This is a genomic window from Kribbella turkmenica (genome assembly GCF_004348725.1).
Lineage (GTDB): Bacteria > Actinomycetota > Actinomycetes > Propionibacteriales > Kribbellaceae > Kribbella > Kribbella turkmenica.
Map to the genome: position 1 here is coordinate 35346 of NZ_SMKR01000017.1, position 25106 is coordinate 60451.

Annotated in this window: 24 protein-coding genes; 4 read left to right on the plus strand and 20 right to left on the minus strand. The window is 69.5% G+C overall.

The features are described 5' to 3' along the window. Window positions 1-92: 92 nt before the first annotated feature. The 4 genes from E1218_RS06105 to E1218_RS06120 all read right to left on the minus strand — a co-directional run bounded on the left by E1218_RS06105 (window position 93) and on the right by E1218_RS06120 (window position 3004). A complete protein-coding gene (locus tag E1218_RS06105; protein WP_132317128.1) occupies window positions 93-1184 on the minus strand; it encodes a threonine aldolase family protein in 1092 nt (363 codons plus the stop codon). Window positions 1185-1214: 30 nt separating this feature from the next. Beyond that, window positions 1215-1889 carry an anti-sigma factor family protein gene (locus tag E1218_RS06110; protein WP_132317130.1) on the minus strand — a complete coding sequence of 225 codons (675 nt, stop codon included), beginning with the start codon at window positions 1887-1889 and terminating at the stop codon, window positions 1215-1217. Beyond that, window positions 1886-2434: a sigma-70 family RNA polymerase sigma factor gene (locus tag E1218_RS06115; RefSeq protein ID WP_202865805.1), complete on the minus strand. Its 549-nt coding sequence runs from the start codon at window positions 2432-2434 to the stop codon at window positions 1886-1888. The genes E1218_RS06110 and E1218_RS06115 overlap by 4 nt, the downstream gene beginning before the upstream one ends. Window positions 2435-2503: 69 nt before the next feature. Continuing rightward, a complete protein-coding gene (locus tag E1218_RS06120) occupies window positions 2504-3004 on the minus strand; it encodes a hypothetical protein (protein WP_132317134.1) in 501 nt (166 codons plus the stop codon). An 84-nt stretch (window positions 3005-3088) separates the two neighbouring features. On the opposite strand from E1218_RS06120, the gene E1218_RS06125 reads away from it, so the two are divergent. Further along, window positions 3089-3412, plus strand: a complete 324-nt coding sequence (locus E1218_RS06125) for a nuclear transport factor 2 family protein (protein ID WP_132317136.1) — start codon at window positions 3089-3091, stop codon at window positions 3410-3412. Between the two features lie 23 nt (window positions 3413-3435). On the opposite strand, the gene smc is transcribed toward E1218_RS06125, so the two are convergent. From smc to E1218_RS06175, 10 genes are all read right to left on the minus strand, one after another. Next, window positions 3436-6996: a chromosome segregation protein SMC gene (gene smc / locus E1218_RS06130; protein WP_165949145.1), complete on the minus strand. Its 3561-nt coding sequence runs from the start codon at window positions 6994-6996 to the stop codon at window positions 3436-3438. A gap of 287 nt (window positions 6997-7283) precedes the next feature. Then, a complete protein-coding gene (locus E1218_RS06135) occupies window positions 7284-7439 on the minus strand; it encodes a hypothetical protein (protein ID WP_233712037.1) in 156 nt (51 codons plus the stop codon). Between the two features lie 186 nt (window positions 7440-7625). Further along, a complete protein-coding gene (mutM, locus tag E1218_RS06140) occupies window positions 7626-8480 on the minus strand; it encodes a bifunctional DNA-formamidopyrimidine glycosylase/DNA-(apurinic or apyrimidinic site) lyase (RefSeq protein ID WP_132317140.1) in 855 nt (284 codons plus the stop codon). 21 nt (window positions 8481-8501) lie between these two features. After that, window positions 8502-9230: a ribonuclease III gene (gene rnc / locus E1218_RS06145; RefSeq protein WP_132317142.1), complete on the minus strand. Its 729-nt coding sequence runs from the start codon at window positions 9228-9230 to the stop codon at window positions 8502-8504. A gap of 13 nt (window positions 9231-9243) precedes the next feature. Beyond that, the gene (rpmF, locus tag E1218_RS06150; protein ID WP_130387616.1) at window positions 9244-9435 is read right to left on the minus strand and encodes a 50S ribosomal protein L32; all 192 of its coding nucleotides are present in this window, start codon (window positions 9433-9435) and stop codon (window positions 9244-9246) included. 67 nt (window positions 9436-9502) lie between these two features. Beyond that, complete coding sequence (locus E1218_RS06155) at window positions 9503-10024, minus strand: YceD family protein (RefSeq protein WP_233712038.1); 522 nt, start codon at window positions 10022-10024, stop codon at window positions 9503-9505. 130 nt (window positions 10025-10154) lie between these two features. Beyond that, window positions 10155-10625, minus strand: coding sequence for a pantetheine-phosphate adenylyltransferase (gene coaD / locus E1218_RS06160; protein WP_132317146.1), 471 nt, complete (start codon window positions 10623-10625; stop codon window positions 10155-10157). Between the two features lie 9 nt (window positions 10626-10634). Continuing rightward, a complete protein-coding gene (gene rsmD, locus E1218_RS06165; protein ID WP_132317148.1) occupies window positions 10635-11195 on the minus strand; it encodes a 16S rRNA (guanine(966)-N(2))-methyltransferase RsmD in 561 nt (186 codons plus the stop codon). Window positions 11196-11310: 115 nt separating this feature from the next. Further along, the gene (gene recG, locus E1218_RS06170; protein ID WP_132317150.1) at window positions 11311-13548 is read right to left on the minus strand and encodes an ATP-dependent DNA helicase RecG; all 2238 of its coding nucleotides are present in this window, start codon (window positions 13546-13548) and stop codon (window positions 11311-11313) included. A gap of 10 nt (window positions 13549-13558) precedes the next feature. Next, a complete protein-coding gene (locus E1218_RS06175; protein WP_233712039.1) occupies window positions 13559-15181 on the minus strand; it encodes a DAK2 domain-containing protein in 1623 nt (540 codons plus the stop codon). Between the two features lie 35 nt (window positions 15182-15216). On the opposite strand from E1218_RS06175, the gene E1218_RS06180 reads away from it, so the two are divergent. Further along, window positions 15217-16218 (plus strand): SAM-dependent methyltransferase, encoded by a 1002-nt coding sequence (locus E1218_RS06180; RefSeq protein ID WP_233712040.1) that lies wholly within the window; start codon window positions 15217-15219, stop codon window positions 16216-16218. Window positions 16219-16290: 72 nt separating this feature from the next. On the opposite strand, the gene rpmB is transcribed toward E1218_RS06180, so the two are convergent. The 5 genes from rpmB to E1218_RS06205 all read right to left on the minus strand — a co-directional run bounded on the left by rpmB (window position 16291) and on the right by E1218_RS06205 (window position 21713). Beyond that, a complete protein-coding gene (gene rpmB / locus E1218_RS06185; protein WP_131355194.1) occupies window positions 16291-16512 on the minus strand; it encodes a 50S ribosomal protein L28 in 222 nt (73 codons plus the stop codon). A gap of 83 nt (window positions 16513-16595) precedes the next feature. Next, window positions 16596-18578, minus strand: a complete 1983-nt coding sequence (locus E1218_RS06190; protein ID WP_132317154.1) for an aldo/keto reductase — start codon at window positions 18576-18578, stop codon at window positions 16596-16598. A gap of 31 nt (window positions 18579-18609) precedes the next feature. Then, window positions 18610-19437 carry a carbohydrate ABC transporter permease gene (locus E1218_RS06195; protein WP_132317156.1) on the minus strand — a complete coding sequence of 276 codons (828 nt, stop codon included), beginning with the start codon at window positions 19435-19437 and terminating at the stop codon, window positions 18610-18612. Then, window positions 19427-20428, minus strand: coding sequence for a carbohydrate ABC transporter permease (locus E1218_RS06200; protein ID WP_132317158.1), 1002 nt, complete (start codon window positions 20426-20428; stop codon window positions 19427-19429). The genes E1218_RS06195 and E1218_RS06200 overlap by 11 nt, the downstream gene beginning before the upstream one ends. 1 nt (window position 20429) lies before the next feature. After that, a complete protein-coding gene (locus E1218_RS06205) occupies window positions 20430-21713 on the minus strand; it encodes an ABC transporter substrate-binding protein (protein WP_132317160.1) in 1284 nt (427 codons plus the stop codon). Between the two features lie 154 nt (window positions 21714-21867). Between E1218_RS06205 and E1218_RS06210 the strand changes: the two genes are divergently transcribed. Further along, window positions 21868-22470 carry an HAD family hydrolase gene (locus E1218_RS06210; RefSeq protein ID WP_233712041.1) on the plus strand — a complete coding sequence of 201 codons (603 nt, stop codon included), beginning with the start codon at window positions 21868-21870 and terminating at the stop codon, window positions 22468-22470. Window positions 22471-22556: 86 nt separating this feature from the next. Further along, on the plus strand, window positions 22557-24137 hold the full coding sequence (locus E1218_RS06215) for a GxGYxYP domain-containing protein (RefSeq protein WP_132317164.1): 1581 nt from the start codon (window positions 22557-22559) through the stop codon (window positions 24135-24137). A gap of 72 nt (window positions 24138-24209) precedes the next feature. Here E1218_RS06215 and E1218_RS06220 read toward each other — a convergent pair whose 3' ends face one another. Next, a complete protein-coding gene (locus tag E1218_RS06220; RefSeq protein ID WP_202865806.1) occupies window positions 24210-24728 on the minus strand; it encodes a GNAT family N-acetyltransferase in 519 nt (172 codons plus the stop codon). Window positions 24729-25106: the final 378 nt, after the last annotated feature.

The window sequence follows — 25106 nt, forward strand, 5'->3', positions numbered from 1 at the left end:
ACAGAACCAGCAGAACCACCATGGTGATGACGAACGTCAGCACTTCTCTCCCCGAATCCCCGCAACCGACCTCACTGAAAGGTCTTACGCCCTCATTGTTCCAGAAGTTCCCCGTAGGCCTTGGCCACTTCGTCGACCTGCCAGTCCAACGTGTTCGGAGTCACCACCAGCTCCGCCCACGACCAGCCGGGGACGTCGGCCGGCCGCCACGGCGGGCAGATCGCCTCGCGGGTGCGCTCCATCCGCTCCACCGACGCCACGTCGATCGCCTCGGCGGCCCGGGGCGCGTAGACGCGGAACGAGTTCGTCTGCGGCGGCTCCGGGAACACCCGGAATCCTTCGCTCTGCAAGGCCATCGAGAGCTCGACGGCCCGCTGGTACAGGTCGCCCATCCGCGGCAGCACGGTCCGCAGTCCCGCGCGCGCGGAGACGGCGTACGGGAACAGCGTGTACATGTTGCCACCGAGCCTGCGCTGCCAACGCCGTACTTCGGCGATCACGTCCTCCGGACCGGCCAGCGCGGCACCGCTCAGCCCGCCGAGCACCTTGTAGAACGACACGTAGACACTCGAGGCGAGCGCAGCCACCTCAGCAAAGCTGTGCTCCAGGTACGGCGTGCTCTCCCACAGCCGAGCGCCATCGAGATGCAATGGCACGCCGCGCTTCGCACAGGACTCGGCGAACACCACCAACTCGTCCCATGTCGGCAGAACGAAGCCGGCGTCCCGCAGGGGCAGCTCCAGCGTGACAGCGGCCAGCTTCCCCGGGATGGCGGCCAGCTCGTCCGGCCGGGGCTGCCGGGGCTCGGACGTCAGCCGCTCGATCCGCAGCCCGTGGACCTCCTCCAGCGCGTTGAGCTCGTGGACCAGCAGGTGGGAGAGGCCGTGTACCGCGACCCGGCTGGTCCCCGCACGGTCGGCGTACACCCGCAGGACGCTCTGCTGGGCCATGATCCCGGTGGGCATGAACACGGCCGCCGGCTTGCCCAGCAGGTCGGCGACCTCCTGCTCCAGCACGGTGACGTCACCGCCGGCGCCGTACCCGTCGGCCTCCTCCTCGGTCGCGGCCTCGACGAGCTCCTGCAGCCTGGTCCGCACCGGGGCCTTGTGCCCGGACAGCCAGCGCTCGCAGTTGGCGGCCGCGGCTCTGCGGCGGGCCCGGAGGTCGTCTGAGGTAGTAGCCACGCCCTCATCCTCTCGTGCGCCGCAAACGGATCAGACCTCGGTGGTCACCACATGCTGCCCCTGGAGCGTCCTGATCTGCACCGACTTCACCTGGTCGATCGGCACGAGCACACCGCCGGCGAACCAGCTGCCCTCGCGGGCCGACTTCTCCGACACCGACCAGGTGCCGGCCACCCAGGTCTTGCCGCCCTTGTCGGTGACGAGCATCTCGCACTCGGCCCCCGCCTTCAGACCGGTCAGCTTCACCTCGACCCAGCTCCACCCGCCCCGCGGCTCGACCGTGGTCGCCATCGTCGTACCAGTGGTGCCGTCCGTCGCGATCACCTGCTTGGCCCCGGCCACCGGTGCGTCGGCCGGGCTCACGCTCTGCCGGCCGATCAGGATCCCGCCGGCCAGTGCACCGGCGATCACCACGACCGCTGCGGCCGCCATCAACCACCGAGACCGCCGCCGTCGCTCGGGCGCTGCCGTGGTCCGCACCTCGCGGAGAGTGCGCTGCAGCAGAAGGTCACCGTCGGGCGGCGGACCCTCCAGGAACGCCTCCGGCGGCACCTCACCGAGGAACTCCTTCATCTCCTCGAGCTCGGCCAGCTCGGCCCGGCAGTCTGCGCACGTCGCCAGGTGCTGATCGACTTCACGAGCCTCGTCGGGCTCCAGCGCGCCGAGGACATAGGCGCCGAGCTGCGAGCTGTCGTGCTCGTTCATCGGGCCACCTCCCCCTTTCCTCGAGCCGGCACAGGGTCTCCGCTCATCACCGCGCGCAGTGCCCGGAGGGCGTAGTACGACCTCGATTTCACCGTACCGGGCGGGACACCGAGCTCCTTCGCGGCCTCGGCCACCGACCGGCCGCGGTAGTACAACTGCACCAGCACCTCGCGGTGCTCGGCGGACACCTGGTCCAGCGCGTCCAGCACCACCATCGTGTTCACCACCGACTCGGAGTGGTCGCCTTCCACCGGTGTCCGCTCCTCCACGTCCGCCACCTCGGTCGGCCGGGCCGCGCGCGCCCTGGCCCGGTCGGTGACGATGTTGCGCGCCACCGTCAGTAGCCAGCCGCGGACGGAGCCCTTGCCTTCGGTCAGGTCATCCGCGTGCTTCCACGCCCGGACCAGCGTCTCCTGTACGACGTCCTCCGCGGCGGCCCGGTCCCCGGTGAGCCTGGTCGCGTAGGCGAGCAGGCTGCGGCCGTGTTCGGCGTACAGGACCCGGACAAGCGCCTCGGCAGCCTCTGGGCTCCGGTAGTCACCCACCGACCGCACGATACCGGCAACAGCGGGCACCCACACCGCAACCACCAAGCAGGTGGCCTGGTATGTCGCTCAGTAGCCGTAGTCGTCATCGCCGGCCGGCTGGGTCGTGTTCTTCTTGCCGTCCGCACCGACAACCCACCAGACACCGCCCACGGCCTGGCCCTTGGCCTCACCGGCCCGGGTGTCCTGGGCGAACAGGTAGATCGGCAGCCCGCCGATGGACAACTGCTTGCTGCCGTCATTCCGGGTCACCGTGCCTACCAGGGAGGCGTCGATGCCCTCGAGTTGCGGCGTGCCCTCACCGGCCGGCACGACCGGCCACTTGGCCAGGCAGTCGCCCTCGCAGTTCGACGTGCCGGGGGTGTCCTTGTCGAAGACGTACACGGTCCGCCCGTTGCCGTCGACAACCACCTTGCCGAGGCCGGCGACCTCCCCGGTCGCCAGTTTCGGCGCGCTGCTCGCGGCCGTGGTCGCGCCCCCGGCTGCCGGGGTCTCGCTCTCGTCGCCACAGGCGGTGAGTCCGGCCAGACCGAGCGCGACCACACCGATGACACTGCCCAGACGCTTCATGATGCTCTCTCCTCCAGGGTGCCGATACCGGCCACACGTCCGGGATGCCGGAACGGTTCAACCGGGAGGGTTATCGTCGTCGGCATGAGTCAGCACATCCCGGCCGCGGTTCAGCGCGTGCTCACCGCGATCCACGAGCAGGACAACGACGCCTTCGTCGCCGCGTTCGCCCCGGACGGGTACGTCGACGACTGGGGCCGCGAGTTCCGCGGCCCGGACCGGATCCGTTCCTGGAGCGAGAACGAGCTGATCGGCAAGCGGGCCACCTTCACCGGCACCGAGGTGTCGACCCCCGGCAACCCGCTCACGATCGCCACCCAGGTCGGCGGCGACGGCTTCAACGGCCCGTCCCACTTCACCTTCGACGTCCGGGACGACCGGATCGCCTCGATGGCGATCACCGCCTGAGCATCACCCGGCGGGCCGGAAGGTCAGACCGGCTCGGGTTCGCGGATCCGCTGGGAGATGACGGAGGAGACGCCGTCGCCGCGCATGGTGACGCCGTACAGCGCGTCTGCGACCTCCATCGTCCGCTTCTGGTGCGTGATGACGAGGAGCTGGCTGTTCTCCCGCAGTTCCTCGTAGATCTCCAGCAGGCGGCCAAGGTTGGTGTCGTCCAGCGCGGCCTCGACCTCGTCGAGGATGTAGAACGGCGACGGCCGGGCCTTGAACAGCGCGACCAGGAAGGCGACCGCGACCAGCGACCGCTCCCCACCGGACAGCAGCGACAGCCGCTTGACCTTCTTGCCCGGCGGGCGCGCCTCGACATCGATGCCGGTGGCAAGCATGTCGCCGGGGTCGGTGAGCACCAGCCGGCCCTCACCGCCCGGGAACAGCCGGCTGAAGACGTGCTGGAAGGCGACCTCGACGTCGCGGTAGGCCTCGGTGAAGACCTGCTCGACCCGATCGTCGACCTCCTTGACGATGTCCATCAGGTCCCGCCGGGACTTCTTCAGGTCGTCGAGCTGCTCGGACAGGAAGCGGTGTCGCTCCTCCATCGCCTCGAACTCCTCCAGCGCGAGCGGGTTGATCCGCCCGAGCTGGTTCAGCGCCCGCTCGGCCTGCTTGAGCCGCTTCTCCACCTTGGTCCGGTCGAACGGCTCACCCTCGAGCTCGAGGGTGTTCTCCTCGCCGTCCTTCGGCAGCGGCGGCACCAGCTGGTCGGGGCCGTACTCGGCGACCAGCGCGTCGACCTCGATGCCGAGCTCGCCGAGCGCCTTCTCGTACAGCGCCTCCAGCCGCATCTTCTGCTCGGCCCGCGCCAGCGCGTCCCGGTGCACGGTGTTGGTCAGCTGCTCCAGCTCGGAGCTCAGGTTCCGGGTCGCGGACCTCGCCTGCGCGAGCGCCTGCTCACGGTCCGCCCGCTGCGCCTGGATCTCGGCCCGCTCGGCCGCGGCCTGCTGCAGCGAGGACTCCAGCCGGGCCAGCACGTGGCCGGCGGCCAGGTGCACGGCGTGCGCCGCCTCCGCCTGCCGGGCCCGGCGGGCCGCGCGAGCGACCGCCCGCGCCCGTGCCTCGCGCTCCTGCCGGGCCGCGCGCTCCAGCGAGTCCGCGCGTCCGGACAGCGCCCGCGCGCGCTCCTCGGTCGTCCGCAGCGCCAGCCGCGCCTCCATCTCGGCCGCCCGGCCCGCCTTGGCCGCCTCGGCCAGACGGTCCCGTTCGGTGGTGTCGGGCTCGTCGCCGTCGTCGTCGAACTGCTCGGCGTCGGTGAGCCGCTCCTCCAGCTCGGCCAGTCCGGACAGGTTCCGGTCGCGCTCCTCCTCGGCCGCCGCGATCGCCTCGGCCATCCGCTGAGCCTCGCCCCGGGACGCCTTCGCCAGCGACCCGAAGTGCGCCAACTGCTCGGCCACCGCGGCCATGGCCGCGTCCGACTCGTGCAGCCGGGCCAGCGTGATCTCGACGGTGTCCTTCTGCCGGGTCCGCTCGTCCTCCAGGGCCTGCAGCTCGAACCGCAGCCGCTCGCTCCGCGCGGTGGCCTCGGTCAGCTTCTCCGCCGCCTCGTCGACCGCGGACTGCACCTCGATCAGGCTGGGCGCGGCGTCCGAGCCGCCGTACGCGAAGTGTGCACCCAGTACGTCGCCGGCGCGGGTGGTGCAGGTGACGTCGGGCAGATGCCGCACGAGCGACTGAGCCGCTGGTACGTCGTCCACCACGGCGACCTTGCGCAGCAGCCGCCGCAACGCGGGCCGCAGGCTACCCGGGCAGTCCACGACGTCGACGGCGTACGACGCTCCGTACGGCAACTGGGGCCAGGACGTGTAGTCGTCGGCGGGCGCGTCGCCCAAAAGCAACCCGGCACGCCCGAGGTCGTGCTGCTTGAGGTGACCGACCGCCTCGAGCGCGGCGTCGGCATGGGTGACGGCGACGGCGTCGGCGGCTTCACCGAGCGCCGCGGCGATCGCGGTCTCGTAACCGGAGCGCACGCTCAGCAGCGCGGCCACCGACCCCATCAGCCCGTTCACCTGCTCGGAGGCCGCCAGCAGCGCGCCGGCGCCGTCCTTGCGGTTCAGACCGAGCTCGAGAGCTTCCTTCCGGGCAGCGAGGCCGGTGCGCTCGCGTTCGGCGTCACGCTCCTCCGCGCGCAGCTTGGCGAGCCGCTCGTCCATCTCGTCCAGGACCGCCTGGGCTGCCTCGTACTCCTCGTCCAGGCCCCGCTCACCGGCGTCCAGGCCGGCCACCTGGGTCTCCAGCGCGGTGAAGTCGTGCTGCGCCTTGGCAGCCCGGGCCTCCGCCTCCCGCATGTTGGTCGCCAGCCGGCCGATCTCGGACTCGGCCGCGGCCGCGCGGCTCCTCAGCGCGTTCACCTGGCCGGTCAGCCGGGCCAGGCCCTCGCGGCGGTCCGCCGCGGCCCGGATCAGCGCGGCGATCCGGCGCTCCTCCTCGGCCTCCTGCGCCTCCAGCTGCTGGCGCCGCTCGACCGCCTCGGCGAGCAGCTCGGAGTGCGCTTCGACCTCGGCCTCGATCTGCGCCTCGGTCTCGCGGACCCGGGCGGCCTCCAGCTCGAGCTCGTCCGGGTCCCGCCCGGTCCGCGGCTCCTCGGCCTCGTCGTTCAGCGAACGGATCCGGTCCGCGGCGATCCGCGCCGTTCCCTTGATCTTCTCGCCGAAGCCGGACAGCTGGTACCAGGTGTCCTGGGCGGCCTGCAGGGCCGGCGCGTCCTCGCGCAGCGCGTCCTCCAGCTCGGCCTCGAGCTCCCGGGCCTCGCGCAGCTTGGCCTCGGTCTCGGCGCGGCGCTCGGTCAGCCGCGCCTCGTCCTTGAGCTCGGCCTCCAACGCGGACTGCGCCTGCACGATGTCGTCGGCCAGCAACCGGGCCCGGCCGTCGCGGACCTCGGCCTGGATCGTCACCGCCCGGCGCGCCACCTCCGCCTGGCGCCCGAGCGGCTTCAGCTGACGGCGGATCTCGGTGATCAGGTCGCCGAGGCGGTGCAGGTTGCCCTCGGTGGCCTCCAGCTTCCGGATCGCCTTTTCCTTGCGCTTGCGATGCTTCAGGACACCGGCGGCCTCCTCGACGAACCCGCGCCGGCCCTCCGGCGTGGCGCGCAGGATCGAGTCGAGCTGGCCCTGGCCGACGATGACGTGCATCTCCCGGCCGATGCCGGAGTCGCTGAGCAGTTCCTGGACGTCGAGCAGCCGGCAGTTCTGGCCGTTGATCTGGTAGTCGGACCCGCCGTTGCGGAACATCGTCCGCGAGATCGTCACCTCGGCGTACTCGATCGGCAGCGCGCCGTCGGTGTTGTCGATCGTCAGCACGACCTCGGCGCGGCCCAGCGGGGCGCGGCCGGAGGTGCCGGCGAAGATGACGTCCTCCATCTTGCCGCCGCGCAGCGACTTCGCGCCCTGCTCGCCCATCACCCAGGCGAGGGCGTCGACCACGTTGGACTTCCCGGAGCCGTTCGGACCGACGATGCAGGTGATGCCCGGTTCGAAGTTCATCGTCGTGGCCGACGCGAACGACTTGAAGCCTCGGAGCGTCATGCTCTTCAAATACAAAGCGAAGCTCTCCAACCCGTGAAAGGACAGACGATACCGAAGGAACCGCCATAACTGCACATGACGCCAGTACTGCTCGTGACGCTGCCGCTACCCGGGGGAAGTAGTTCCGCTTCGCAGTCTACAAAGACATATCCGCGGACCGTGGGAGGCCGACCGATGCGCACGGCGGGCGGGGTCAGGAAGCTCGACATTCAGGCAAAAAAGGCGGCGGAGGCCCGGACGGGGGCCACCGCCGTGGTTGTGCGGACGGTAGAGATGGAACTCTGTTGTCGCGGCTCGGGTCCTCAGACCGAAGCAGGGGCGCGCAGTGCCTCGTCGACGGTGAGCAGCCGGCCCTCGTGGACCTGCGCGACGAGGTGGTCGTTCTCTGCCTGCAGACGCATCACGTGCGCCTCCAGATCTGCGACACGCCGGTTGAGCAGTCGAACCTGCTCGAGCATGCGCGGGTCAGTGCCTCCAAGGTGCCCTAGAAGAGCCTTGGCCATTGTGCTGTCCTCCGGAAGGGTTCTGGCCTGTGAGCGCTCCTGGTCCACGGAGCGCCTAACAAATAATGTGTGCCGTCTTTCAGGGTGACACTGGCGGGGCCGACGGTCAACCTAGGCCCTCACTCTCCAACGATACCTCTCTTACCACCGGACCTGGCGAGGGACCGGCTGACATTTGGGACACCGGTACGACGAACGGTTCATGAACGGCTCGCGACGGATCGGCCGGCCGTCGCGCGGGCACGGCGAACCCTCCTGTCCGTAGACGTTCAGGCCGCGTTCGAAATAGCCCGATTCCCCGTTCACGTTGACGTACAGGGCGTCGAAGCTGGTACCGCCGACGTCGAGCGCCTCGGCCATCACCTCATGGGCGTGCCGGAGGATCTCCCTTATCTGCAAGGGTTTCAGCGTCTCGGTGGCCCGGGCGTAGTGCAGCTTCGCCCGCCACAGCGCCTCGTCGGCGTAGATGTTCCCAACGCCGCTGACGACCCGCTGGTCGAGCAGCGCGCGCTTGAGGCCGGTCCTGCGGCGGCGGATCGCGGCCACGAAGACGTCCGGATCGAACAGAGGATCGAACGGGTCCCGGGCGATGTGGGCGATCTCCCCGGGCAGCCGGGCGCCGCCGTCGGAGTAGGACAGACCACCGAACATCCGCTGGTCCACAAACCGGACCTCTCCGCCGTCGTCGGCGAACCGGAACCGGACCCGCAGGTGCGGCTCGTCCGGTGCTCCCACCGGCTGGACCCGGAACTGGCCGCTCATCCCGAGGTGGGTCAGCACCGCGTCACCGGACTCCAGCGGCAGCCAGAGGTACTTCCCGCGCCGGGCCGGCTCGGCGAACACCTGGCCCTTGAGCCGGGCGGCGAAGTCGTCCGGCCCGGCGGCGTGCCGGCGGACCGGGCGGGGGTGCAGGACCTCGACCGCGTCGATCGTCCGCCCGGTGGTGAACTCCGCCAGACCTCGGCGGACGACCTCGACCTCGGGAAGCTCAGGCACCGGTGTCCTCGAGGGAGGGCATTAGGTCTGGGAGGGGTCTGTGCTGTCGGGATGCGCCGCGCGCAGGGCCTTCCAGGCGGTCTCGGCAGCCTGCTGCTCGGCTTCCTTCTTGCTCCGGCCGATGCCGTGCCCGTAGGTGTCGGGCCCGATCCGGACCCGCGCCTCGAACGTCTTGGCGTGGTCCGGGCCGGACTCGGCGATCACGTACTCGGGCACACCGACGCCGAGCTGGGCGACCAGTTCCTGCAAAGAGGTCTTCCAGTCCAGGCCGGCGCCGAGCCGGGCCGACGACTCCATCAGGTCGTCGAACAGCTTGTGCACGACCTCGCCCGCGGTCTCGAACCCGCGGTCCAGGTAGACGGCACCGATCAGTGCCTCGACGCAGTCGGCCAGGATGGACGACTTGTCCCGCCCGCCGGTGGCTTCCTCGCCGCGGCCGAGCCGGAGGTACTTGCCCAGCTTGAGCTCACGGGCGACCCCGGCGAGCGCGCGCATGTTGACCACCGCGGCCCGCAGCTTGGCCAGCCGGCCCTCGGACAGGTCCGGGTGGTTGCGGAACAGCGACTCCGTGACGATGACGCCGAGGACGGAGTCCCCGAGGAACTCCAGCCGCTCGTTCGTCGGCAACCCACCGTTCTCGTACGCGAACGAACGGTGGGTGAAGGCGTGCTCCAGTAAGTTGTCAGCCAGCGATACGCCGAGCCGCTGGTTCAGCTCGGCGTAGAGCCCCGTTTCGTTGACCGAGTTCACTGACTGGTGCCGTTTAGCTCTCGACGACCTGGCGACGCTCGCCCTTGGCGCCGTACTGGCCGCAGTTGGGGCAAACGGTGTGCTGCAGGTGCTTCGCGCGGCAGGCGGGGTTCACGCAGGTCACGAGCGACGGGGCAGTGGTCTTCCACTGGGCCCGGCGGCTGCGGGTGTTGCTGCGCGACATCTTCCGCTTCGGAACGGCCACGGTTATGACTCCTCGGTTCGGCCGGGGGCTGGTGGACCCGGCCGGCTGGCTGGCGAATGTTCGGTGTTCAGTTGTCCTGCGGTCGTTCGTCCTGCTGGAGCAGGCCGCCGAGCGCGGCCCAGCGTGGGTCGGTCCGGTCCTCGTGCCGATGGCCGGGCTCGTCCGCCAGGCGCACCCCGCACTCGGGGCACAGACCCGGACAGTCGTCCGTACACAGCGGCTGGAACGGCAGCGCGAGCACCACCTGGTCCCTCAGCACCGGCTCGAGGTCGATCAGGTCGCCCTCCATCCGGCTGGCCTCGTCCGGTTCGGCCTCGCTCTCCGGGTAGACGTACAGCTCCTGGACGTCAGCGAGGAACTCGTCCTCGATGTCGACCAGGCACCGCGCGCACTCCCCGACCAGACGGCCGCGGGCCGTACCGGTGACGAGCACCCCTTCGACAACCGACTCCAGCCGTAGATCGAACTGGATCGGGTCGCCCTCGGGGACGCCGATCACGTCGATTCCGAGATCCGCCGGCGCCGGTGCCGTGAAGGTGACTTCGCGCTGGGACCCGGCGCGGCGTGTCAGCTCGTGCGTGTCGATCACGAGAGGGGACCGCGGGTCCAAGACGCTCAGGACATCCCCTTCAGGCGTGGGCAGGCAAGATTCCCGGTCTCGTCGAGACCGAGAGTCAACATTACCAACTCCCCGGCCAGTCGCCCAATTCGGGGCGATTCTAGAGTTTCGCCAGTAACCGAGAGTGAACGGACGGCGGCACGAAGGCGACCACGTCCCCACCGAGTCTGGCGATCTCCTTGACCCAGCTGGAGGAGACGAAGGAGTGCTCCGAGCGGGTCGGCAGGAACATCGTGTCCACCCCGGTCATTGCGTAGTTGAGCTGAGCCATCTGCAGCTCGTAGTCGTAGTCCGCGGCCGATCGCAGCCCCTTGAGGACGACCCCGGCGCCTTCGGCCCGGCAGTAGTCGACCAGGAGTCCCTCGAAGCTCCCGACCCGGACGTTGCCGAACGGGGCGGTCAGCTCGGTGAGCATCTCCAGTCGTTCCTCCGGGCTGAACAGCCGGTTCTTCGACCGGTTGACGCCGGTCGCCACGATCACCTCGTCGAAGGCCGCGGCGGCCCGGGTGATGATGTCGAGGTGCCCGACGGTGGGCGGGTCGAAGGTACCTGGGAACACAGCCTTCGTCATGGGCAGGCCTTACTCATGCCGGTGACCGTACCAAAGCCGGGCCTCGCCGTACTTGCGATCGCGCAGCGCGGCGAAGCCTTCCGGCCACTCCCACGGCTCGCGCTTCCCGCGCTCGACCACGACGACGGCGTCCTCGGCCAGCCAGCCGCTGGCCGCCAGCTCGGTGAGGATGTCCTGCAGGTCAGCGGTCTCCAGCTTGTACGGCGGGTCGGCGTAGACCAGGTCGAACGGGCCCGGGCTCTCGCCGGCCGCGACCTTCTCCACCGGCCGCGTGAGCACGGTCGCGCCGGGCAGCCCGACCGCCCGCACGTTCGCGGAGATCACGTCGGCCGCCCGCCGGTCGGACTCGACCAGCACGACCCGCGCGGCGCCCCGGGACAGCGCCTCGAGCCCGATCGCGCCGGACCCGGCGTACAGGTCCAGGACCGCGAGCCCGTCGAAACTGCCGAACTCGGACTCCAGCGACGAGAACAGCGCCTCACGCACCCGGTCCGCCGTCGGCCGGGTCCCGGTTCCCGGCGGTACGCCGATCCGCCGCCCGCCGGCCACTCCGCCGATGATGCGGGTCACGGGGCCTCCCGGTCCGGACTGAGGAGCGCAGGGAGCGAAGCGGCTGGATCGCCGAGGGAAGACCGGGAGCCAGGGCCCCGGGACCCCCGCGCCGGAGGCGCGGCATCGAGCACAGTCACGTCTTCTCCAGGTACTCGGTGGTCTCGGACTCCAGGGCGCTCCGGACGAACGACCTCAGCGTCGGGTACCCGGCCAGCTCCGGGTCCACGGAGACGATCGAGTTCGCCACCTGCCGCGCGGCGAGGATGACCTCCTCGTCCCGCAGCACGCTGAGCAGCTTGAGGCTGCTCCGCCGGCCCGACTGAGCCACCCCGAGTACGTCGCCCTCGCGCCGGGTCTCGAGGTCGATCCGGGACAGCTCGAACCCGTCCGTGGTGGACGCCACCGCGTCCAGACGCCCGTACGACTTGGAGCCCGGCCACAGGTCCGTCACCAGCAGGCACAGCCCCGGCACCCGGCCGCGGCCGACCCGCCCGCGCAACTGGTGCAGCTGGGAGATGCCGAACCGGTCGGCGTCCATGATCACCATCGTCGACGCGTTCGGTACGTCGACGCCGACCTCGATGACCGTGGTCGCGACCAGCACGTCGATCTCGCCGGCCGCGAACCGGGACATCACCGCGTCCTTCTCCTCGGCCGGCAGCCGGCCGTGCAGGATCTCGACCCGCAGGTCGTGCAGGACCTCGGCGAGCGCCTCGGCCACCTGCAGGACCGAGATCGGCGGCCGGGCCTTCGACGACTTCTCCTCGTCACCGGCGACGAACTCGCCCTCCTCGTCGGCCGCGTTCTTGACGTCGTCGCCGATCCGCGGGCAGACGACGTACACCTGGTGGCCTTTGCCGACCTCTTCGCGGACCCGCTGCCAGGCGCGCTGCAGCCAGTCCGGCTTCTCCTTGGCCGGGACCACCGACGACTGGATCGGCGACCGCCCGGCCGGGAGCTCGGTCAGCGTGGACACCGCGAGGTCGCCGAAGACGGTCATCGCCACGGTCCGCGGGATCGGCGTGGCCGTCATCACCAGCACGTGCGGGGTGTTCTCCCCCGACTTCTGGCTGAGCGCGGCCCGCTGCTCGACGCCGAACCGGTGCTGCTCGTCGACGACCACGAGACCGAGGTCCGCGAACTGCACCTTGTCCTCGAGCAGCGCGTGCGTGCCGACCACGATCCCCGCCGCGCCGCTGGCCGCGTCGAGCATCGCCGTCCGCCGGGCGGCCGCGCCGAGCGACCCGGTCAGCAGCCCGACCCGGGTGGCCCGCTCCGCGCCGCCGAGCATGCCCTCCTCGGCCAGGTCGCCGAGCATCTTGGTCAGCGTCTTGTGGTGCTGGCTGGCGAGCACCTCGGTGGGCGCCAGCAGCACGGCCTGGCCGCCGGCGTCCACGACCGAGAGCATCGCCCGCAGCGCGACCACGGTCTTGCCGGAGCCGACCTCGCCCTGGAGCAGCCGGTGCATCGGGTGCGGGCGGGCCAGGTCGGCGAAGATCTCCTCGCAGACCTCCGCCTGGCCCTCGGTGAGCGTGAACGGCAGCCGCTGGTCGAACTCGTCCAGCATGCCGCCGGCGGTCCGCGGCCGGGGCACCGCGTTCAGCGCGTCGGTCACGGCCCGGCGCTGGGCCAGGATCGTCTGCATCACCAGCGCTTCCTCGAACCGGAACCGCTGCTGGGCGTCGCGGATGTCCTTCTCGGTCTCCGGCAGATGCACCTTCTGCAGCGCCTCGCGCAGCCCGAGCAGCTTCTCCCTCCGCAGGACCAGCTCGGGGACAGGGTCGTCGAGGGTCTCGTCCAGGCTGTCCAGGACGATCTTGACGCTCCGCTCGATCGTTGCGGTGGGCAACTTGGCGGTCGCCGGGTAGAGCGGCCGGAACGGCCGGGCCCGGCGCTCGATCTCGGCCTCGGACAGATCCTCGTCGTCGAGGATCTCGGTGCCCGGGCTCTTGAGCTGCATGATGTCGCGGAACATCGTCACCTCGCCCCAGAAGAGCGCGGCGGTGCCCGGTGTCAGCTTGGTCGCCAGCCAGGGCTGGTTGAAGAAGGCCAGCTCCAGATCGCGCCGGCCGTCGGTGACGACCACCTTGGTCAGCGTCTTGCGCCGGGCCCACTTCTGGACGTCGGTGAGCGGGATCTCGGCCTTGGTGTCCAGCGAGCGCACGGTGACCTTCTTGACCCGGCCGTTCACGGTCGCCTGGTCGCCGACCTCGAGCTCGTCGAACGGGGTCAGCTCACCCTTCTTGAGGTACCGGCGCGGGTAGTGCCGCAGCAACTCCCCGACGGTCTCCAGGCCGAGCACGTCCGCGAAGGTCCTGGCCGTCCGGGCACCGAGGAAGTCGCGGAGCTTCCGGTCCATGTCCGCCTTCATGTCAACACCGCTATTCCACCCCGATCAGCAGCGGGTACCTGTCCTGTCCTCCGTCGTACACCACGACGTCGACATCTTTGCGGTTCCGGCGCACGTGCCGCTCCAGCGCGACCACCAGACCGGGGTCCGCGTCCCGCCCGGTGACGACGGTGAGCAGCTCGCCGCCACCGCCGAGCAGCCGGTCGACCACGCCGATCGCGGCGTCCTCCAGGTCCTCGGTGATCAGCGCGAAGTCGCCGTCCACCACGCCGAGGGCGTCGCCGGCGCGGCACATGCCGGCCATCGTCCAGGCGTCCTTGACCGCGATCGTGACCGCCCCGTGGCGGGTCTGGCCGGCGGCCGCGGACTGGTGGACGACGTCGTCGTCGAAGCTGCGCCCGGGATCGTGGACGGCGATCGCGGCGAGGCCCTGGACCTGCGCCCGGGTCGGGATCACGGCGACCCGGACGCCGTCCTGGCGGGCCGCGGTCGCGGCGGCCTCGGCGACCGCGATCGAGTCCTTGTCGTTCGGCAGCAGCACGATCTCGGGCGCCTTCGACTTCTCGATCGCCTGCAGCAGCTCACCGGTCGAGCACCGTCGGCCCGGACCGCCCATGATGACGTGGGCGCCCGACCCGGTGAACAGCCCGGCCAGCCCCTCGCCGGCCACGACAGCGATCACCGCGCGACCGGGGGCCGGCTCGTGATGGTGCGTGACGTCGGCGAAGTGGGTGACCCGGACCCGGTGCGGCCGGCCGATGTCGATGCCCTGCTCGATCGCGGCGCCGACGTCGTCGGTGTGCACGTGCACGTTCCACAGCCCGTCGCCGCCGACGACCACCACCGAGTCGCCCAGGCTCGCCAGCGTCTGGCGGAAGTCGCCGATCTTGTCGTCCGGCGCGTCCAGCAGGTACATCACCTCGTACGCCGGGCCGTCCTGGCTCTCGGCGTCGTCACCCTGGGGCTCGACCCGGCCGGGTACGTCGACCCGCACGGTCTGCCCGGTCAGCACCGATTCCATCGCCCCGAGAATCACGACCAGGCCCGCTCCCCCGGCGTCCACGACGCCCGCGCGGCGCAGTACGTCCAGTTGCTCGGTCGTCTTCGTGAGCGCCTGCCGTGCGGAGGCGACGGCGGCCAGGCACACGTCGGCCAGGCTCTTGCCGTCGTTGGCGGCGGTCATCGCCCCGGTCGCGGCCGCCCGGGCGACGGTCAGCATGGTGCCCTCGACCGGTTGCGCGACCGCGCCGTACGCGGCGTCGGCGGCATACCGCAGGGCGTCGGCGAAGGCGACGGGTTCGCTCATCCTGGGATCGGCCAGTACGCCGGGCTCGCCGCGGTCCCGGTCACGCGGCAGGTTCTCGGCGAGGCGGAGGCCGCAGGCACGGACGAGCTGGGAGGCGATCACGCCGGAGTTCCCGCGGGCGCCGACCAGGGCGCCGCGGCCGAACGCCTGGACCGCCTCGGCGAACGTCAGCTCACCGTGCGGCAACGCGTCGCAGGCAGCTTCCCAGGTCAGGTAGAGGTTGGTCCCGGTGTCGCCGTCGGGCACCGGGTACACGTTCAGCTCGTCGATCTCGGTCCGCGCCCGGCCGAGCTCGGCCAGCGCCGTCCGGGCCCAGGCCCGCAGTACGTCGACGGTCAGTTCCTCCACGCCCGGAAGGCTAACCGGTCGGCCTACCATGTGCTGTGCTTCGCTCGATTCTGTTCTCGTTCGCGCCGGACAGCTACCGGTACGCCGTCCGCGAGGTCCGGGAGGTGTTCCCGGGCGAGTACCGGATCGAGCGGCTGGGCGCGGACCTCGGCCGGATCAGCGAGCACCCGTTCGCGATCGACCGGCTCGCCGCCGCGTGTGACGAGGGTCGCATCATGTTCGTCCGGCACCTGACGCTGGAGCTGGCCGGTTATCCGCTGGACGACCTGCCGAACGGCCAGGAGCTCGCGACCACGGTCCTGGAGGCTGTGCCCGGGCGATCCGTCGCGGTCCAGACATGGACCGACGGTGCGGGCACCGGCGGCTCGTACTACCACCTGCTCGGTGACGCCCTCGAGAGCCGCGGGGTCGGCGTCAGCCGGTCCGGACAGGACATGATCGTGTCCTGCATCGAGGTCGGCAAGCAGTTGATCGTCGGCACGAACCGCCGCGATCACAGCCTGTCGGACTGGCCGGGTGGCCGGATGCGGCTGGCCCGGTCCGAGGAGCGGGTGTCGCGCTCGGAGTTCAAGCTGGAGGAGGTGATCGCGACCTTCGGGCTGGCGTTGCCGGCGGGTGGGAAGGCCGTCGATCTCGGCGCCGCGCCGGGCGGCTGGACCCGGATCCTGCGGCAGCACGGGCAGGAGGTGTGGTCGGTGGACCCGGGCTCGCTGGACCAGCGGCTGCGCGGCGACCGGCGGATCCACCACGCGGCGACGACGGCCGGACGGTTCTTCGCGGCGAACCGGGTGCGCTTCGACGTGGTGGTGAACGACATGCGGATGGACCAGGTGATGTCCGCCCGGATGATGCTGGACGCGGCCGCGCACCTGCGCCGCGGCGGGCTGGTGATCGTCACGCTGAAGGGCGGCGGCAAGAACCCGCTGGACGGGGCCCGCCGCGGGATGGACGTACTGCGGCAGGAGTACGCCGTACTGCACGCGCGGCAACTGCATCACAACCGGAACGAGATCACCGTGGTGGCCAGACACGGATAGCAGACACGAACAGGCGCCCGGGGTGATCCCCGGGCGCCTGATTCAGGCCCTACACGGAAGAGTTAGCTGGGGTCAGCCGACGACCCGCTGGACCTTGCCGGCCTTGATGCAGGACGTGCAGACCTTCAGGCGGGTCGGGGTGCCCTTGATGAGCGCCCGGACCGGCTGGATGTTGGGGTTGAACCGCCGGGGCGTGCGAGCCTTGACCCGGCGGATCATCGCGCCCTTACCCAGGCGGGCAACGTTGTTGCCGAACGTCGGCTGCTTGCCGCAGACATCGCACTTCTTAGACATGATTCTCCGTGTTCAGGGTCGTGACACCGACAGACCATGTTACATGGGCGCCTCTGCACGACCAATTCGGCGTCAGGCTCGGATCACTGCGTGAGCCAGGCCACTTCCTCGGGGGTGAGTTCGACCGACAGGCCCGGCATCGAGGTCCGGGTCTCGCTGATGTGGCGGGGCCCGATCAGCGGGAACACCGGGTACGGCTGGTGCAGCAGCCAGGCCAAGGCTATCGCGGTCGGTTCGACGCCCTTGGCGGCGGCCAGTTCGCGGGCCCGGTCGAGCCGGCGGAAGTTCTCGTCGGAGTAGAAGCAGCGGACGAGTTCCTCGTCGGAGCGGTCCGCCGGCTTCGCCCGGCCGGTGAAGAACCCGCGGGCCTGGCTCGACCACGGGAACAGGGCGACCTGCCGCTCCCGCAACCACACCTGCGACTCGTCGTCGGCGACGTGCCGGCACCCGGCCCACGGGACGTCGTACGCCCGGGCGAGGCTGAGGTGGTTGCTGAGCAACGTGAACGGCTGCTTGCCGTTGGCCTCGGCGTACGCGTTCGCCTCGTCGAACCGTTCCAGCGACCAGTTGGAGCCGCCGAACGCCTTGATCCGGCCGGCCTTGAAGTGCTCGTGCAGGACGTCGACGAACTCGCCGACCGCGATCTCCTCGTTGTCGCGGTGCATCAGGTAGAGGTCGACGTGGTCGGTCTGCAACCGTTCGAGGCTCTCGGTCAGCTGCCGGGTGATCGACTCCGGGTCGCAGTGCGGGGTGTGCGCCCCCTTGCCGATGACGACGACCTGGTCGCGGTTGCCGCGGGACCTCATCCACTGGCCGAGCAGCTTCTCGCCGCGTCCGCGTCCGTAGATGTACGCCGTGTCGAACGTCGTACCGCCGCGCTCGACGAAGTCGTCGAAGATCGCCGCCGCGTGCGTCAGCGTCTCCTGGTTGTCGACGCCCATCACGAGCCTCGACACGTCCTTGTCGAGTCCCGCGACGCGCCCGTACTTCATCGGTGCGCCTGGTTTGCGGGCCAGCGGCCGGCCGGTCGCGGTCGGGATGATCGCGTCGTCCCGCTCGCTCGCGTACTGCTGGCCGATCGCCTTCCGCCAGGCGTCCTGGACGGTGAGGTTGCCGAGGGTGTCGGCCCAGGTCATCTCCGGTGCCTGCCGCTGCTCGATCGCGGCCGCGACCGCCTCGGCCTCGGCGGCGTAGATGAGGGCCGGCTCCGCCGAGATGTCCCGCGGCTCCTCCCCCACCTTGTGCAAGGTGACGTGGGTGGGCTCGCCGTCGCCGCCGAACCACGGGTCCTCGACGACGAGGTACCCCTCGCTGCCGTAGATGCGGACCTGGTTGTCGTCGCGCAGCCGGACGCCGGTGCTGACCTGGGCGGTCACGCCGCCCTCGAAGAACAGGGTCGCGACCGACCACTCGTCGGCGCCGGTCTCGCCGACGTGCCCGACCGCGGTCACGGCGGCCGGCTCGGCGTACGGCTGCCCGGTCGCGGCGCCGGCGACCAGGCGGGCCATCGACACCGGGTAGCCGCCGACGTCGAGGATGCCGCCGCCGGCCAGTTCGTCGGCGAAGATCCGGCTCTCCGGCCGGAACGACGAGGCGAACGCGAAGGTGGCCTGGATCTGGTGGACGGTGCCGAGCTCGCCGTCGCCGACCAGCTGGGCGATCAGCTTGGTCTGCGGCAGGCAGCGGTACATGTACGCCTCCATCAGGAAGACGTCGTTCGCGACCGCGGCCTCGATCATCGCCTCGGCCCAGGCCTTGTTGATCGCCAGCGGCTTCTCGCACAGCACGTGCTTGCCGGCCTCGGCGGTCCGGATCGCCCACTCGACGTGCATCGGGTGCGGGGTGGCGATGTAGACCGCGTCCACGTCCGGGTCGGCGAGCAGGTCGTCGTACGACCCGTGCCGGTTGGTGATGTTCCACTTGTCGGCGAAGGCGCCGGCCGAGTCGATCGACCGGCTGCCGACGGCGACGACCTCGTTGGCCGGCGACGTCGGCACCTGACTGGCGAACCGGGAGGCGATGTTCCCGGTGCCGATGATGCCCCAGCGGAGCTTGGTCTGAGTCAAAGTATGTCCCGTGGTCGTTGGCAGGGTGGGGTCAGAACTTCATGGCGCCGGCGGCGATGTCGGCGATGAAGTGACGGCCGCCGATGATGAAGACGCCGATCAGCGGGATGACGCTCATCAGGGCACCGGCCATCACCATCGAGTAGTCGGTGCCGTAGATGCCGTTCAGCTGCTGCAGGGCGACCTGGAGCGGCAGCTTGTTCGGATCCGTCATCACGATCAGCGGCCAGAGGTAGTCGTTCCACACGTTGATGAAGGTGAAGATACCCAGGAAGGCCAAGCCGGGCCGGAGCACCGGGATGCCGACGGTGAGGTACTGCCGGAAGAATCCGGCGCCGTCCACCTTGGCCGCGGAGATGAGCTCGTCGGGGATCGCGCCGCGGGCGTACTGGCGCATCCAGAAGATCCCGAACGCGTTCGCCGCGCCCGGGATGATCAGGGCCTTCAGCGACCCGATCCAGCCGAACTCGGCGAGCGTCACGAACTGCGGCACCAGCGACAGCTGGGCCGGGATCATGAACGTTGCCAGCAGCAAACCGAAGAGCCAGTCCCGGCCGGGGAACTCGTACTTCGCGAACGCGAAGGCCGCCAGCGAGTCGAAGAACAGCACGAGCACGGTGACCGCGAGCGAGACGACCAGGGTGATCATCATCGACCCGAAGAAGTCGATGTTGTCGAGCACCTTGCCCATGTTCTCGAACAGGTGCGGGCCGATCACCAGCTTCGGCGGGTAGCTGAAGATGTCCGGGGTGGTGTTCGAGGCCATCACCACCATCCAGTAGAACGGGAAGATCGAGAGCACCACGCCGAACATCAGCACGACGTGGCTGATCACGTTACGGGTCCGCTCAGCGCGCATCGGCGTTCTCCTTCCCGGTCGCGACCCGGCGGGCGGTCCGGCGGGCAGTCCGCTCGTCCCCACCGCCGATCAGCCGCCAGTTGACGATGCTGAACAGCACGATCAGGATGAACAGCGCCCAGCCGATCGCGGCGCCGTACCCGAACTGGTTGTCCAGGAACGCGCTCTCGTACAGGTAGGACACGATCGTCATCCCGGAGCCGCCGGGGCCGCCGGTGTCACCCAGCAGCACCTGGGACTCGGTGAAGATCTGCAGGCCGCCGATGGTGGAGGTGACCGCGGTGAACAGGATCACCGGGCGCAGCAGCGGGACGGTGATCCGCCAGAAGGTCTGCCGCGGTGAGGCGCCGTCGACCTTGGCGGCCTCGTAGACGTCGTTCGAGATGGCCTGGAGGCCGGCCAGGAAGATGATCGCGTTGTAGCCGACCCAGCGCCAGGTGACGATGGTGGCAATGGCGATCTTGATCCCCCAGGGCTGGGTGAGCCACTCGATCTTGGTCACGCCGATCGACTGCAGGAACGCGTTCAGCAGGCCGAAGTTGTTGCTGAAGATCGAGCCGAACACCATCGTGACGGCGACGATCGAGGTGACGTTGGGGATGAAGTAGGCGATCCGGTAGAAGCTGCGGAACCGGGTGGCGTTGTGCAGCGCGTTGGCGATCACCAGCGCGAGCAGCAGCATCGGCACGGTCGACAGCACCCAGATGATGAGCGTGTTCCCGATCGACTGCCAGAACTTCGGGTCGGCGAGCAGGTAGCTGTACTGCTCCAGGCCGACCCACTTCATCTCGCCGATGCCGTCCCAGGAGTGGAACGAGATCCAGATCGAGAACAGCACCGGGAACGCGCCGAAGATCGCGAACAGGATGAAGAACGGCGAGATCGCGGCGTACTGCGGCAGGGCCTGCCGGAACCTGCCCGGCGGTTTCGGCGGGGCCGGCTCCGCGGTGGTGCTGACCGCGGTGGGGAGGGTCTTGCTGGTCACTGCCATCTCAGATCGCCCCCGCTCGGGTGAGTTCGCGTTCGATCTGTTCCTGGGCGTCGGCCCACGCCAGGTCGGGCGACTTGCCGGCGGTCTCGACGTTCACGAGCTCGGCGGCGATCGGGGCGCCGATGATCGAGTCGTACGGGCTGAAGTAGGCGCCGGGGTACTTCTTGGCGGAGGCGCCAAAGACGTCGACGATCCGCTGACCGCCGAAGAACGGGTCCGGAGCGGTCATCCGCTCGTCGGTGTAGCTGGCCGGCGTGGAGGGGAACAGCACCGGGTCCAGGAAGGCCTGCGCCTGGTTCTTCGCCGACTCCAGCCAGCTGATGAACGCGAACGCGGCCTCCGGGTTCTTGCAGTACTTCGTGATCGCCAGGAACGACCCGCCGCGGTTGCCGGCCCCACCAGGAGCGGCCGTCACCCGCCAGAGTCCCTTGGTCTTCGGAGCCGCGTTCTTCGGGCCGAGCTGGGCCCACCACACGGCCGCGTTGTAGGCGACCAGCTTGCCGTTGGTGACGACGGCGTCGGCGTCGGTCGTGTCCTGCTGCGCGTTCGCGGACAGCCCTTCCTTGACCACCCGGATCGCGAGGTCGAACTGCTCGCGGATGTGGTCCTGGTCGCCGATGTACTGACCATCCTCGGTCATGTACCGCTTCGACTGCTGCGCCAGCGCGTAGAGGTAGACGCCGGTGATGTTGTCGGTGATGGCGGACCCCGGGACCGCCGCCTTGAGCTTCTTGCCGAGCTCGATGTAGGCGTCCCAGGTCGGTGCCAGCTCGGCGACCGCCGCGGGGTCGGTGTCGATCCCGGCCTTCTGCAGCATGTCGGTGCGGTAGAACAGCGCGGTCGGGCCGGTGTCCATCGGGTAGGCCATCATCTTGCCGTCGGCCGTGATCCCGAGCTTCCACTTCCACGCCAGGAACTCGGACTCGCGGTCCTTCGCGCCGAGCTCGTTGAGGTCGTGGAACTGGTCGGCGTTCGGGAAGTACGTCGCCACGTCGTCGTTGATGGCGACGATGTCCGGGACCAGCGACTTGCCGGCCAGCGAGGTCAGCACCTTGGTCTTGTAGTTGGTGCCGATCCGGGTCATCGCGAGCCGCATGTCGTCGTACCCGGGGATGGCCTTCTCCGCCTGGGCGATCAGGTCGTCGTTCACCGAGCCGACCCAGGTCCACATGCTGAGCTGGTCGGATCCACCGAGCGAACTGCGGGAGCCGCAGCCGGTGAGGCCGGTCGCGGCCGCGGCGGCCCCCGCGCCGAGCGCGAGGAACTTCCTTCTGGTCACTGTCATACGCCTCACCTGGCGCTTTCTGTTGGATTTCGCCGGAAGGTGTCCAGATATGTTTACGTGGCCATTAGGTAAGCGCATACCGACTGAACCGGTCAAGGGGCCGCGGTCCCGGTGTCCGATCCTGGCCCGGTTCGCGCCTGTCAGGATGGGGCGCATGATCTCCGCCGTACTCTTCGACGCCGACGGCGTCATCCAGCGCCCGACGATCGACTGGTGGTCGCGGCTGACGTCGTTCGTTCCCGCGGACTCGGGCGAGGCGTTCATCGCCGACCTGATGGCGGCCGAGCGGCCGAGCCTGGTCGGCAAGGGCGACTTCCGCGATGCGGTGGCCGGCGTCCTCGAGCGCTGGAACTCGCCGGTGGCGCTGGAGGACGCGCTCGAGCCGTGGCACTGCTTCGCGGCCGAGCCGGAGGTGGTCGCGTTGATCGCCCGACTGCGGGCGGACGGCGTCGACTGTCACCTCGCGACCAACCAGCAGCCCTACCGGCGGGCGATCATGCAGGACGAGCGCGGGTACGGCGAGTGGTTCGATCAGACCTTCTACTCGTGCGATCTCGGGCTGGCCAAGCCTGATCCGGCGTACTTCCGGGCGATTCTCGGCGCCATCGACGTACCGGCCTCGTCGGTGCTGTTCATCGACGACAACGAAAGCAATGTCGAGGCTGCCGCGAGCGTCGGTCTACAAGCCGAGGTCTACGACCTGTCGTCCGGTGTGGGAGCGCTCGTTGGCCTGCTTCGCCGCTACGGACTGGGCTGAACCCTTGTGATGCGGTGGCTGTTGTGGCATCGTCGCCGGGCAATTGACAACGTTGGACAGTCACCAGCCGCTCCTGGAGGCACCGCATGTCCGATCGACGACGTCTCACCCGCCGCCATGCCCTCGGTCTGACCGCCGGCTTGGGCCTGGGCTCACTCGCTTCGTCGCTGCCCGCTCACTCAACAGCTTCTGCCGGTCGGCTGTCGGCGTACCCGAAAGGCCAGCGGCCGCAGTTGCTGAACGTGCTGGACGAGAGTTCGCTGAACTCGGCCGAACGCACGCTCGCGACCACCCTGCAGGGTCTGATGGCCCGCCGCGGGGCCGAGTCGCTGTACCTGAACATCCCCTCGCTCGGCTACCAGTTCTGGCTCGACGACCTCATCTCCCGGTACGGCGTACGTACACGGCCCGGGGACCTGTGGAAAACCGTCAGCCGGTCGGGCGTCGGCGGATATGTTCTCTTCCGTACGGGCACTCCGTCGGTCAACGTGGCGACCACGCTCGCCGGCGTGACGGGTGCCGTGGCTGTCGGGGAGAGTTTGGAGGCACTCGCGATCCGGCACGGATTGCGCAAGGTCCTGGACGTGCGGGACAAGGACGACCGCTGGGTGGTGGACAACTACTGGCCACGGTTGCGGCACGACGTCGCGATCGAGCAGAAGGCAGACATCCCGGAACGACTGCGGGACTACGTCACGATGGCGAGGACGCTCGCCTTCTACGACGGCAACTCGGCGTTCCGCGCCGAGGTGGTCGGCGCGCTCGACGACGACGCGACGGTGATCGGCTGGGGTGACGCCTCCCAGGGCGAGGACAAATTCATCGGGCCGAACTCGGACGCCGGCGTGAAGGCGATTCCGGCGGACCATGCCCGCAATCTGTCGGTGTTGTCCGGCATCACCGAGGACCGGTTGAGCCAGCGTGGAGGGGGTGGGGGGAGGGCCCTCGAACCGGATCCCGATGCCCACTACGTCACGTTCCTGATCACCGACGGCGACAACATCCAATGGATGCTCGGCGACTTCCCCACCGACCAGCGCTGGTTCGGCAGCCCGCACCGCGGCAGTGTGGATCTGGGTTGGGGCATCTCGCCCTCCCTGATCGACCTCGCGCCTTCGGTGATGCGCTGGTTCTACGACCAGTCCGTCAAGGATCGCTGGGTTGTCGGACCATCGGGCGGCGGCTACATGTACCCGAGCCGCTACCCGGCTGCTGCCTTGACGAAGCACACCTCCTCCTTGGCGCAGTCGATGGCACGCGCGGATCTCTCGGCGGTGCAGATCATCGACTTCGACTCATTCCCGGACACCCGTCTCTGGGGGAACTACCTCAAGCACCGCGAGATCGACGGCCTGATCTATCTCGAGTACTCCCGCTACGACTCCCACAAGGGAAAGGTCGTCTGGGCTGAGGGGAAGCCGGTCATCTCCGCGCGGACGATGCTGTGGGGCGGCCTCGAAGGAGCCGACGAGGCGTCGGTCACCGCCGAACTCAACAGCGCCGTTCGGAACCCGCGTTCGACTGCCGGCTACTCGGTTGTCCTGTGGCACGCCTGGAGCAAATCGGTCGACGATGTCATGACAGTCGTCAACGGCCTTGCGCCTCACGTAAAGGTCATTCCGCCGGACACCCTGGTGAAGATGGTCGGCAAGTACGCACGTCCCTGACCGGCCGCCGCCGTCAGGTATGCGTCCGGCTGGGCTCGGCAGTTGGCTGCCGAGCCCAGCCGGGGGTGTGGGTCAGAGCTCGCGGTAGTAGACCGCTACGGGGAGTTCGACGCAGCCGAGGCTCTCGTAGAGAGCTCTGGCGGGCGCGTGGAAGTCATCACCGCCGGTGCCGATCTCGACGACCTCTGCACCCTGTTGCCGCATCGCGTCGAATGCGTGCTCGCAGAGAGCGGTGCCAAGGCTTGCTCGGCGGTGCTCTGCTGAAACAGCGAGGATGGTGATGCTGCCGTTCCGGCGGGCTGGGTCGACGTTCCAGGCGACGTAGCCGGTGAGTACGCCGCCCTCGTCCACGACCGCGACGTACTTGTGGTTGTCGGGGTCATGAAGTTCGGCGACCTGCTTGCGGTAGTCGTCGCGCCAGTTGCCGTGCTGGTTGGCGAAAATGACTTCCCCGACGAGCGGGCGGAACGACTTCTCGTAGAACGGGCCGAACGTGTCGATGGCCAGCTCGGTGAGTCGACCGAGGTCAGCGTGAAGATACGAACGAATGAGCATGAAAATGTGCCTCTCGCACTGAAGGGAATCGGGCATGAACGACCCGCCCACAGCCAGCGATGCGGCGGCGGGTCTCCTTCAGCGGCGAGTACGCCCGGCGGCGAAGCACTCCATGGAGGAAATGGTACTTGGACCGCACGGGGAGATGTGGCGATCGGTCGACCACACCGAGCGATTCGATCGACGCGTTGATGTCAGCACGCCCGTGGCCACTCGGTGCCCGCTTTCGGGCGGGGCACGCAACGCACTCGTTGGGCGGGCGGCGCGGGTGCTCGTGGGGCCCCGGCAGAGCACGCATTTCCTCGGGTTAAAGCACGGCAGGCACTCCCTGGACGGCTGGCACGCACTCCTGATATGGAGTGAGTTTCTGTCAAGGGCAGGGTGAGGCGCCCGTCCCGGTGGGTTGTTCCGGGG